The organism is Bartonella sp. AP88XZML (genome assembly GCF_042195565.1).
Classification (GTDB): domain Bacteria; phylum Pseudomonadota; class Alphaproteobacteria; order Rhizobiales; family Rhizobiaceae; genus Bartonella.
The window spans coordinates 21,190-32,411 of sequence record NZ_JBHIOQ010000008.1 but is presented as its reverse complement, the minus strand read 5'-3'; the positions used below and the strand labels follow the sequence as shown (position 1 = coordinate 32,411).

13 protein-coding genes are annotated in these 11,222 nt (G+C 34.0%); 10 read left to right on the top strand and 3 right to left on the bottom strand.

The window, feature by feature from the left end:
- Nucleotides 1–197 precede the first annotated feature (197 nt).
- Genes ACFIK2_RS00600 through ACFIK2_RS00590 form a run of 3 tightly spaced genes read right to left on the bottom strand, consistent with a single transcriptional unit; the run spans nucleotide 198 to nucleotide 1,706 of the window.
- Entirely contained in the window at nucleotides 198–668 is a 471-nt protein-coding gene (locus tag ACFIK2_RS00600) for a hypothetical protein (RefSeq protein ID WP_375676782.1), read from the bottom strand.
- A gap of 1 nt (nucleotide 669) precedes the next feature.
- Complete coding sequence (locus ACFIK2_RS00595; RefSeq protein ID WP_375676781.1) at nucleotides 670–1,395, bottom strand: conjugal transfer protein TraL; 726 nt, start codon at nucleotides 1,393–1,395, stop codon at nucleotides 670–672.
- Nucleotides 1,392–1,706 (bottom strand): TraK family protein, encoded by a 315-nt coding sequence (locus ACFIK2_RS00590; RefSeq protein WP_375676780.1) that lies wholly within the window; start codon nucleotides 1,704–1,706, stop codon nucleotides 1,392–1,394. Before ACFIK2_RS00590 ends, ACFIK2_RS00595 begins: the two co-directional genes overlap by 4 nt.
- 236 nt (nucleotides 1,707–1,942) lie before the next feature.
- Between ACFIK2_RS00590 and ACFIK2_RS00585 the strand changes: the two genes are divergently transcribed.
- The 10 genes from ACFIK2_RS00585 to traF all read left to right on the top strand — a co-directional run bounded on the left by ACFIK2_RS00585 (nucleotide 1,943) and on the right by traF (nucleotide 11,214).
- Entirely contained in the window at nucleotides 1,943–2,272 is a 330-nt protein-coding gene (locus ACFIK2_RS00585; RefSeq protein WP_375676779.1) for a plasmid mobilization protein, read from the top strand.
- Entirely contained in the window at nucleotides 2,269–4,176 is a 1,908-nt protein-coding gene (traI, locus tag ACFIK2_RS00580; protein WP_375676778.1) for a TraI/MobA(P) family conjugative relaxase, read from the top strand. Before ACFIK2_RS00585 ends, traI begins: the two co-directional genes overlap by 4 nt.
- A gap of 159 nt (nucleotides 4,177–4,335) precedes the next feature.
- On the top strand, nucleotides 4,336–5,013 hold the full coding sequence (locus tag ACFIK2_RS00575) for a VirB8/TrbF family protein (protein WP_208438657.1): 678 nt from the start codon (nucleotides 4,336–4,338) through the stop codon (nucleotides 5,011–5,013).
- A 34-nt stretch (nucleotides 5,014–5,047) separates the two neighbouring features.
- The gene (gene trbG, locus ACFIK2_RS00570) at nucleotides 5,048–5,929 is read left to right on the top strand and encodes a P-type conjugative transfer protein TrbG (protein WP_208438658.1); all 882 of its coding nucleotides are present in this window, start codon (nucleotides 5,048–5,050) and stop codon (nucleotides 5,927–5,929) included.
- 1 nt (nucleotide 5,930) lies between these two features.
- The gene (locus ACFIK2_RS00565; protein WP_208438659.1) at nucleotides 5,931–6,392 is read left to right on the top strand and encodes a hypothetical protein; all 462 of its coding nucleotides are present in this window, start codon (nucleotides 5,931–5,933) and stop codon (nucleotides 6,390–6,392) included.
- Nucleotides 6,389–7,687 (top strand): TrbI/VirB10 family protein, encoded by a 1,299-nt coding sequence (locus tag ACFIK2_RS00560; protein ID WP_375676777.1) that lies wholly within the window; start codon nucleotides 6,389–6,391, stop codon nucleotides 7,685–7,687. The genes ACFIK2_RS00565 and ACFIK2_RS00560 overlap by 4 nt, the downstream gene beginning before the upstream one ends.
- 166 nt (nucleotides 7,688–7,853) lie before the next feature.
- On the top strand, nucleotides 7,854–8,159 hold the full coding sequence (locus tag ACFIK2_RS00555) for a hypothetical protein (RefSeq protein ID WP_375676776.1): 306 nt from the start codon (nucleotides 7,854–7,856) through the stop codon (nucleotides 8,157–8,159).
- Between the two features lie 16 nt (nucleotides 8,160–8,175).
- Nucleotides 8,176–8,700 (top strand): hypothetical protein, encoded by a 525-nt coding sequence (locus tag ACFIK2_RS00550; protein ID WP_208438662.1) that lies wholly within the window; start codon nucleotides 8,176–8,178, stop codon nucleotides 8,698–8,700.
- Nucleotides 8,701–8,764: 64 nt separating this feature from the next.
- Nucleotides 8,765–10,699, top strand: coding sequence for a type IV secretory system conjugative DNA transfer family protein (locus ACFIK2_RS00545; RefSeq protein ID WP_375676775.1), 1,935 nt, complete (start codon nucleotides 8,765–8,767; stop codon nucleotides 10,697–10,699).
- Nucleotides 10,696–11,214: a conjugative transfer signal peptidase TraF gene (gene traF, locus ACFIK2_RS00540; RefSeq protein ID WP_375640488.1), complete on the top strand. Its 519-nt coding sequence runs from the start codon at nucleotides 10,696–10,698 to the stop codon at nucleotides 11,212–11,214. The genes ACFIK2_RS00545 and traF overlap by 4 nt, the downstream gene beginning before the upstream one ends.
- Nucleotides 11,215–11,222 lie beyond the last annotated feature (8 nt).

The window sequence follows — 11,222 nt, the reverse complement described above, 5'->3', positions numbered from 1 at the left end:
AATTCCAAGATTTGGTAGTGAAGATGATTATTATCGTCATGAGTATGAGGATGTTGCGTAAATAAGATAAAGGCGAGGGGGGCGCCTGCTTTTTAGGTGTAAAAAAAGCCGTATCATAAAGATGCGGCTTCATGAGATATAAACACTGAATAAGGATTTTAAAAAGTCTGTAATTTTTTCAAGTAATTTAAAAAATGTTAATTTATATAATAATGGATTATAAGAGCAAAAAAACAGAGAATATTTGCTAATAAACTAGCACCTATTAATATTCCATAATTTCTGAGTTTTTTTAAAAATCTTTCCATAGTATCATCTACACTTGATTTTATAGCAGACACTTTGGATAATGAGATTTCATATGATTTCATTTGTTCAGAAATATAATTCAAGTTTTTACTCATTTCTTGGTTGATTTCTTTGTTTATATATGTGGCTGCTTCAGTTATTAATTTTCCAGCTGTTTTTTTTTCTTCCTCTACCATAGCATTACGTGCAGTTAAAATGTAATTGATCATTTGATTTTGATGTTCGTGAAGTGTTTTTAAAGCTGAATCCAGCATTATATCAGATAAAAAAACAGTCATGAGAATTGGATCATTTGGTGGAACAAGTTGATTAAATTCTTTAGTTATTTTTTGCCGAATGGCATCAATATCAACGGACATTTTATATTCCTGGAATAATAGCTATCTGGTCAAATAACATGCTTTTGACGCGTGCTAAGCGGCTTTTGGCCATAATACTGAATTCGTTTGAATTTGTAATTTCGTTAAAGGTTAATTTTTTATCAAGCATTGTTTTTATATCCTCCCCAAAAGTGCTAGATGTTTGTTGTGGAATTGTAACAATAGCAGAAATTCTTTCTTTAGTTTCTTCAAATACTTTCATTTCTTCAAAGTTTTTTCCATTAGCTATAATGGGGCCAAAGAATTCATTTTTCCAAACGACAATATTTGCTGTTTGTGGAATTTGGGTACATATGGAAAATAATCCAGATAATGTATCGGCCAGCGCTTGTCCACCAGTGATAATTGTATGAATAATTACATTCTTTTTAGCAGCGGCCAACAGATCAAAAGCTTCGTTTTCTTTTAAATAATAGGCTAGAGGTAAAAATGTTGTAGCTCCGTTATCAATAACATATTGACAATTAGAATGAAGCAATTCTTCCATAAGAGTATCAAAATTACGCGGAATAATTACGCTTTGCTCGAGAAGTTTTAAATGCTTTACATTAAAATTTTTATAGTTAGCAAAAGTTTGATTAACAGGATCAGTGTCTATACCTTTCGCGTCTATTTTATTTTCTAGTAAATATTGCATTACAAGACTAGCTACAAATGATTTTCCTACTCCTCCTTTACCTTGTAAGGTCATGTGAATATTTGTCATATCATATCCTCTAATTTTTTGTTTGTATCGTGTACAAATGTACGTGATTTTTGTTGTGTTGTAATAGGATTAGCAGAAGTAGATTCTTTGGATTGAGTTTTTACTGATAAATCTGATGCAGCAGTAGTCTCAAGATTCTTTTTAAAATATTTTCGCACATATGATGCTAAGGCGTCATATGAAATATTTAAATTTGGATTTTTTCTTAAAATTTCTTTTAGGGAATACCCTTCTTTAATGGATTTTAAAATTAAATCTTTGTTGGCTAGAAAGACTATTCGCATTTTCCCCCATTCTGTTTTTTGTTTCATTAACTTACCAATTTTTTATAATTCTTTACAAAATTTATCAAATCTTTACAAAAAATAAATAAAATTGTCAATTAAAGAGATATTTTGGTAAGTTTTATAAAAATTTTTCTTTCAGAAAACGGCAAGATGTGTAATGTAGCGCTACGCAACTAACATTACTCAACTTATTCGCATAAAATGCTCAACGTATCTTGCTCTACGAGGTTTTATTGCATCCGCAATTTAAGAGGGGGAAAATGACACGGCCAAGAAAATTTAGACTAAGTGTTTGGTGCACTTTTGAGGAAAAAGAAAGCATAGAAGAAAATGCAAAACAGACAGGTTTGTCTATTTCTACTTATCTGCGCACTACTGGACAGCTTGAACCCGTAAAAGCAAATATAGATTATGGGGCGGTAAAGGACCTCACTAAGTTACAAGGCGATTTAGGGAGAGTAGCTGGTTTATTAAAATTATGGTTAGTTACAAATAACGGGAGAGGGGGAATACCAAAAGATATAGATCAAATGATGGTAGCATTTCGTGAACTCCAAAAACAAATTTTTGAAAAAATATCCGAACTATGATTGCTAAGCGTGTTGAAAGAAAAAAAGCAACATCTAATATGGCACGATTGGCTCGTTATATTATGGATTTGGATGGTGGAGTTTTGCCAAGAGATTGGAAACTTACATCTGATTATATACTTGATAGCAATATACAAAATAGTAAAAAGGTAGCATCAGTAAGAGTTACAAATTGTCATACAGACGACCCTATTATGGCAACAGAATTTATTTTAAAAACTCAAGATCAAAATAAAAAATCAAAGACTGATAAAACATATCATCTAGTATTATCTTTTCCAGCTGGAGAAACTCCAGAGAGAGAAATACTTTATGCAATTGAAGATAAATTTTGTGCAGCATTAGGTTATGAAAATCATCAACGTATTTCTGCTATCCATAAAGATACAGATAATCTCCATGTTCACATTGCCATCAATAAAATAAATCCCGAAAATTTTCGTAATCATGAACCTTTTTTTGATAAGCGTACACTTATGAAAACCTGTCAAAAAATTGAACAGGAATATAATTTGATCAATACGCCACATGGAAACGAAAAACAGTTTCTTGAAGATGAAATCCCAGATATTGAAAAAACGAAACAGCAAAAAAGAAAAGATTTTGAATACAGAACAGGGATAGAATCTCTCACAACATATGTGAGAAGAATAATTAAAGAATTTAATTTTACAGATTGGTCAGAACTCCATGAAAGTTTTGCCGATCATGGTCTCGTTATAAAAAAACGAGGGAATGGATTAGTTATAGGATCTCCTCTTCTTGATTTATGGGTGAAAGCTAGCAGTTGTGATAGAGGATTATCTTTATCTTCTCTTGAAAAAATAATGGGTCCTTATAGAGTCGTAATGCCAGCAGGGCATAAACAATATAAACCATTTCCTTATGGAAAAAGCAGTAAAACTAAGACACGTTTATACGCTCGGTATGAAGAGCAGAAAAAGATAAGTAATTTAGAAAGACAGAAAAAATATCAAATATTACGGATGCAGAAGTGTGCTTTTTATGATGAAATTTTTGTTTGGTATAAACAACAGAGTTCTTTGTTGAAATTAATGCCTAAAAGCGCACGTGCTACGCTTCGGAATAAATTGAAATTACAAAAAGCACTTAAACAGCAAGAGTTAAGAAGAACTCAGAAAAATATTAAAAAAAAATTGGAAGAAAATAAATTTCCAAATTGGCGCGATTGGTTACATCAGCAAGCAAATGTTGGTGATAAAGATGCTATGGATGTTTTGCATTCCATGAATGAACGTCGCGCTATTTTGTCTGAAAATTTATTAACTGCGGAAACGGCTTTGAAAACAGGTGCTTTTCTACGTAAAGATCTAAATCCTTATTTTTTAAAAAATGGAAATATTCTATATAGGACTGTTGATGGAGGGACAATTATAGATGCTGGTGAGAAAGTTCATGCACAAATGTTTACTACTGGATCTGCGTATATTGCTTTAAGTCTTGCTGTTGAAAAATTTAAAGATCAGCCACTTGTATTAAATGGTACAGAAGAATTTAAACAAGAAGTTGCTAAATTGGCCGGTGTTCACAATATGAATGTTGTCTTTGATGATCCTATTTTAAATGCTTTAAAGAATGAAGTGAAGCAACACAACAGAGATAACATTGATAATTCACTACAAGAGTGGATAGAAGAGCGAAATAAATATACTGAAAATTTCCCTTATGTTGCATGGAAGGGTGAAGAATCCATATTTAATTATGTAGGGCGTAGAAAAATTAGAGGAAAGAATTATCTTCTTTTTGAAAAAAATCAGAAAATTTTTGTCAAGGAAACTACAAAGAGAGGTTTTATTCAAGCTGGGTATTGGAAAAAAGGCATAAAAGTCAAGATTACAAAAAACAGTGTTAAAAATATTTCAGATAAAGAAGTAGAGACTTAAAGTATGTTTTTTAGTTAAAAAAAATATATTTTTTGATTTTGGATAATTATTTTATGGATAAGTCGGAATTGTTTTCTTCACATTCAACGAAAAATGTTTCATAAGAAAGTTAATTGATCTTTAAAGAGAGCTGTTTAACTTTATAATTAAGGGGGGACTGTGAAAACAAGCAAAGATTCTATAAAAGACAAACCCTCTAATCCCTATATTATAGCGCGTAAAGAATGGATGGAAAGGTATGGGGATTATATTAAGTCCGCTAATAATTGGCGTTTAGCAACTTTTGGAATGATTATTATTACTGCAATGTCAGTAGGGGCATTCATTTGGAAAGCAAATGAAGAAACTATAGTTCCTTATATAGTGCAAACCAATTCGGTTGGTGAGGTAACGCATTTATCAAAGGCAAATGTTGCTTCTAAACCAAATGCAACCCATATTCGGGCGGCATTACGTAATTGGCTGATTGGGGCACGTACTGTTTATGTTGATATGAGAGCAGAAGAAGATCTCATAAACCAGACATACTCAATGACCTTACCTCAATCACCAGCATATGCTATGCTTGTTGAATATCATAAACAAAATGATCCTTATTCACGTGCTTCAATGGAGACAGTAGAAATTCAAGTTAATGCAATTGTTCCTGTTTCTAATGATACTTGGCAAATTGAATGGACTGAAAAGAAAAGAGCACGATCAGGAGCTATTATTGATAGTAAACTTTGGCAAGCTACCGCTACAATTATTTTAGCAATACCAAAAACTGAAAAGCAAATGATGCTGAACCCTATTGGGTTATATGTTAAACAATTTGCATGGACGCCAAGACTTTAAAAACAATCATAGTAAAGCGTAAAGCGGGAATTTTATGTTTAAGAAATTTATTTTTATAAGTACAGTGTTTTTTGTAACATCAAAAGCTCTGGCAACAGATGTATCACACAATATTAATTTTGTTTCTCCTCAAAGAATACATCTTACTGATAAGGAAGCATGGGGAATTAGATTAGCAAATCAATGGAAGAATAATCCCAAAAGACCTATATATTCTGGCGACGGCAGTGTTAGATATCTTTATGGAGCTACTTTGCCTACATTGGTGTGTACACCATTAGAGGTTTGCACGATTCAGTTACAATCGGGAGAGACTATAAATTCTCTCCATGCTGGTGATACTGTAAGATGGAAAATTAGTCCCACGGTAAGTGGTGTAGGAGCAGCAGAAACAACTTATGTTGTTGTAAAGCCTGTAGATGCTGGTTTAACAACAAATCTCTTTATTACGACGGATCGCCGTACTTATATGATCAAACTTGCTAGTACGCAAAGTTCTTCAATTCCTGTTCTTTCTTTTATTTATCCTGATGATACAGATCAAGATTGGTCTGCGTATAAAGCAGCTACAGATAAAAGCCGTACTACATTACCAACGGGTCAAAACTTAGCTGCTCTCGATTTTAACTTTCGTATCACGATTAGTGATCGAAGAATTAAATGGTATCCGAGACGTGTTTATACAGATGGGTTTAAAACTTACATTGAATTACCTAGTGATGGAATTAGAGGAATGGCGCCTGCTTTAATTGCTGTTGGTGATGATGGTGGCTTCTTAAAAAAGCCTAGTGAAAGATTAATAAACTATCGCATTATTGGAAATAGATATGTTGTTGATGCCGTTATTAGCAAAGTAGCTATGATTTCTGGTGTAGGAAGTTCTCAGCAGAGAGTAACAATTATTAGGGGGCGTTAAAATGTTAAAATATTTATTGCTGTTACCTCTTGCTTTGACAGTTGGTTGCACGTCTATAAGTCGTCATTCATCTTTGTTGGTCAATTATGTTGATCAAAATGTTACGGAGAATGACGCAAATTTAATTACTAGTGATTTTGTTCGCTATCTTAGAGATCCTTTACCACCTGCAACTACAACATTTATTGTAAAAACAAATGATACAGAAGATAAGTTTACATCTTTATTGGTCAATCTTCTACAAAGGAATGGCTATGGTGTAATTTATACAGATCAACCAGAAAAACATAAAAACATGGGTATAAATTTAACCTACAAAGTGATGCCCTTGGATCAAGGTATAGTATTGGTGGCACAATATGGTTTAACTGAAATAACGCGTCATTATGTTCGTTTAAAAACTGGAAATATTGTACCAGCCGCTCCTTTTATTGCTCGTGTAGATGATGGGGGTAAAGGGTGAAAAACGATCAAAAAAGTAGTCCTTCTGAATCTCCTGATTTTTTTTCTGTAAAACCCAAAGGACGAGGTGTACGGCGGTTAAACAATATACCTTTTATAGGTGCTATAGGTATCATTTTTTTTGCTCTGCTTGGTATTACATATACTTTTATGTTGCGACAGCAATCTAATAATGTTGTCTTAGAAAACAAAAAAAAATTATTTGTGGATGAAACACCGTTGCCAATTCGTCCAGAGGGTGATGATTATGTTCAAGCAAAATTACCAGAGATCTTACCAGCACAGTCAACCAAACCAATTGAAACTAAGAAGTTGCTAACAAAAGATCCAGAACAAAAGCCGCTCGATGAAACTGTAGATGAAGAAGATGAAACACAAAAGAGATTATTAACACATATTGTAGAGAGGCATTTTGCTAAAATGGAGGCTGCTTTAGATTCTGATCCTATGGTTTCTTTTACAATCAATTCAAAGATGCAAAATCAGTCTCAAGTTCAAGATAAAGATCCGCAAAAAGCAACTCTTGAAAATTTATTTGGTCGATCTGGATTATCCGCTAACTCATCGTTGTACAATGGTGATGGAGGACATGATCCTAATATGCAATCACAAAAAATTGCTTTTTTATCTCAATCTCCAGAAGCAGCAGTTTATTTAAAAAATACGCGTCAAGAAGCTATCAAGGCAAGTCTTGAGATTAAGGCTGGAACCATTATTCCTAGTGTTATGATAAGTGGTATTAATAGTGATTTGCCTGGACAAATTATAGCTCAAGTAAGAGAAAGTATCTACGATTCCGCTACTGGTCAAAATGTTTTAATTCCTATGGGCTCGAGGCTGATAGGAACATATGATAGTCGTGTATCTACTGGTCAAAAAAGAGCGCTTATTGCTTGGTCGAGAGTTATTTATCCTGATGGTTCTTCTTTATCTCTTGGGAATATGCCGGGGACAGATCAGTCTGGTTATGCTGGATTTAAGGATAAGGTTAATAATCATTATTTAAAAATCTTTGGTAATGCTTTTTTACTTTCTGTCATTTCGGGAGCTTCACAATTGTCTCAAAAAACACATAAGACAGGTAATGATGATAGTAAAACAGAGACAGCAAAAGAAACGTTAGCGGCAGAGCTTGGTAGACAATGGGGCGAAGTCGGTATTGAAATGACACGTAAAAATCTAGGTATTCAGCCAACAATTATTATTCGTCCTGGTTATAATTTCAATGTCATGGTAACAAAAGATATTATTTTACCTGCTTGGCAAGGTCATCCAATGGCAGCACGTCCTTATTAATTTAAAAAAGACTGCTTTAATTTTTAGTAGAGATTTTTTAAAAATTCTCACGCCACTTATCTTAGATTGAAAAAACAATTTTGTGTAAAGAAACCATAAGCATTTTAATTGATCATATTCAAATATTAAATTAAATATGGATAATCATTACAAAAAGGAGTTTTCTATGCAAAAGAAATTACCAAAAAGTTATATGACTGATGATGAACGTGAGGAATTACGAGTAGGCGGTTTAGATCAAGAATGTATCTACATTGCTGAATCAGAAGCAGCAGATCATGCTGGTGATGACAAAGTAGCATGGGAATGGTTAGCAATGGCTGATTTACCAGCTCACACACTTTTGTTTCTTAGATCTCAAAATGGAGCGCAATTTATACGTGATATGGGATTTTCTACCAAGAATGCGGATGAAGAATATGGTCCAGATTGGTTAGACAAAGGTGTTATGATAGGGGGGCATTATTTCTAATAAATTAGAACGGATTTTGTCTCGTGAAGAAGGCTATGTGAAAAAAATCAATGATACATTAGCCTCTAAGAGATTATGTGATGTACGAAATGATTTGTGTAATTATATTCGTAATGTTGGAAAAAGTGGGGATTTATCATCGCTTCTTGATATAGAGCGTAGCATAATAAAAAATGATTTGTTTAGGTACTCCAATAGCAAATCAATGTCCAATAGCCTTAAAACAGCTTTGACTGAAATAGATGTTGTTAAGAAGCATGTGGTGCTTGTTGGTAATCCTGTACAATATAAGGTGATAAATGAGGCTTATAGTTTATCCAAAAATCGGAAAGGTGGTTTGCCTTATGATGAAGCGCGACAAGCAATGGCATCTCATTATACACGATTGGGTAATCTCGACAAAGCGCGTTTAACATCTGTTGAGAAATCAATCATTGATGTGCGGAGGGACAATATGAAGGTGATGCGAAAACTCTACGAAAAAATGCAAGCAAAAGCTATAGGTATAGATCTTGCGCGCGATAAAGGTCATTCTCTTTAAGAGATATTATATTTTTATATTTAGTATATTGATATATACATTAAAAATGAATAAGGGGGGAAAATTGGGAAATCAATCTACACATATACCCAAAAGAAAATCTCGATTGATATTTATCTTTTTATTCATTGTATATTTTATTCTCCTTAATCAATTTTGTACACAATATTTAGCACATACTTTTCATTATAGTGTTTCTCTTGGTTCCAATTTTAAAGGAGTGTATTCGCCCTTTTCTTGGTTTTCTTGGGTTTTTAAATTTTATGATTATGCTCCTAGTCAGTGTAATGTAATATTTGTTCTCTTTTGTGCTGGTCTTTTGATTGGATTTGTTGGTTTTACTCTTTGGGCTGGTTTTTCTTCAAGGAGTAACAAAAGTACCGATGATTTACATGGAACAGCGCATTTTGCAACTTTTGATGAAATTCAAGAAATGGGGCTTATACCACATAAAAAAAAAGGAGAGGGTGTATATTGTGGAGCATTTGCTGATCCAAAAACAGGAATGTTGCATTATTTGCGTCATGATGGACCAGAGCATATAGCAGCTTTAGCGCCTACACGTTCTGGTAAAGGTGTTGGTTTAGTAGTACCTACTCTTTTGAGTTGGCCACACAGTCTTTTTGTTCTTGATACAAAAGGTGAAAATTATGCCATGACTGCTGGATGGCGGAAAAAGTATGCAGGGAATAAGATCCTAAGATTTGATCCGGCAGAACCAAAAGTTGGATGTTCATGGAATCCATTAGGAGAAATTCGTTTCAGAACACGTTATCAAGTAGCGGATGCACAAAACATAGCCTTAATGGTTATTGATGATGATGGAAAAGGGATTGCTGGTGATCATTTTAGATCAGCGGCTTTTGAACTTTTGAATGGTCTCATTCTTCATGCTCTTTACAAGGCAGAAAAAATTGGACGTATACCTTGTTTGCAAGATTGTGCACACATGTTAACGGGAGTAGGAGATTTTGCTACTGTTATTGAAAATAATGATGATTTTGATGAAGACGGTGATCCAAAAGCGCTTTCTAGTTTGTTTCATGAAATGGAAAATCTTGATATAAAAAGTGATGATCCTCTATTTCAGGATGCAGATAAAGAAGCAAAACTTGTTATCAACGGTGTTGGTCGTCGTATGGCTGGAACACCAGCACGCGAGTTAGGGTCTATTATTTCGACGGCAAATAATGCTCTGTCTCTTTATCGTGATCCTATTGTTGGTGAAAACACAAAATATTGTGATTTTTATATTAGTGATTTGATGGATACAGAAGATCCCGTCTCACTGTATTTCATTACAACGCCGCGTAATTTAGATAGAATGAGACCATTAGCACGATTGCTATTGACCCAAATGGTTCTTTCTCTTTCAGATCGCATGGAATTTGATGATGGAAGATCCAAAACCAATCACAAACATCGTTTGCTTTTAATGCTTGATGAATTTCCAACTTTGGGAAAATTGGAAATTTTTGAAAAGGCTCTTGCCTACATTGCTGGGTACGGGCTTAAAGCTTATATCATCACTCAAGATGTGCAACAGCTCTACAAAGCTTACACTACAAATGAAAGTATTATTTCAAATTGTCATATTCGTATTGCTTACGCTCCTAATAAAGTCGAAACAGCCGAATGGATGAGTAAAATGGCGGGAGAGACGACGGTTGTTCGCGAAAAGATTTCCACTTCTGGAAAACGTTTTGGTATGGCACTTGAACAGGTTTCAACGTCTTATGAAGAAACACGCCGCCCATTGATGACGCCCGATGAAATCATGCGCCTGCCTGGAGCAAAAAAAGATAATTCTGGGAATATTGTTGAACCTGGGGAAATGCTTATTTTTGTAGCTGGAAATAGCGTCATTAGAGGAACACAAATTCTTTATTTTTTAGATCCAGTTTTTTCAGAAAGGTCAAAAATTTCTCCTCCTGCTACAGATCGTTTGCATGAGAGAAATAAAAGCAAAGAAGATAAGAAAGGCTTTGTTCTCTCATGAAAAAAGCTATGGCCATTCTTACTTTATGTACTATTACGCTTGCATGTTTTTTTCTATTTGCCGTTTCCCAAGGGTTCAGAATTAATTATTCGCATTCGGCGCCTGTAGGTCTTTGGAAAGTTAATTATTTTCAAAAAGAAGTACGAAGGGGGGAGCTTATGGAGGTTTGTCCTCCAGATGTACCTATCGTTAAGATGTTTATTGAAAAAGGATATCTTCAATCTGGAGCTTGTCCTAGCGGGTCTGTTCCTTTTTTGAAACCATTAGTAGCTCTTTCTGGTGATGTGATTAACATAACTGAAAAAGGTATCAGTGTTAATGGTCATTTATTGAAAAATAGCCAAAGAAGAGGGGGGATATCAAGTATGCCAAATGGAAAATACCTTGTTGAAGAAGGATATGCTTGGTTTGTTTCAAGTTTTGATCCTGTAAGTTTTGATAGTCGTTATTTTGGAGCTGTTTCGATTATGAATATTATCGGTGCTGCTAAACCCATTTTAACTTTTAAGAATTGAGATTTTAA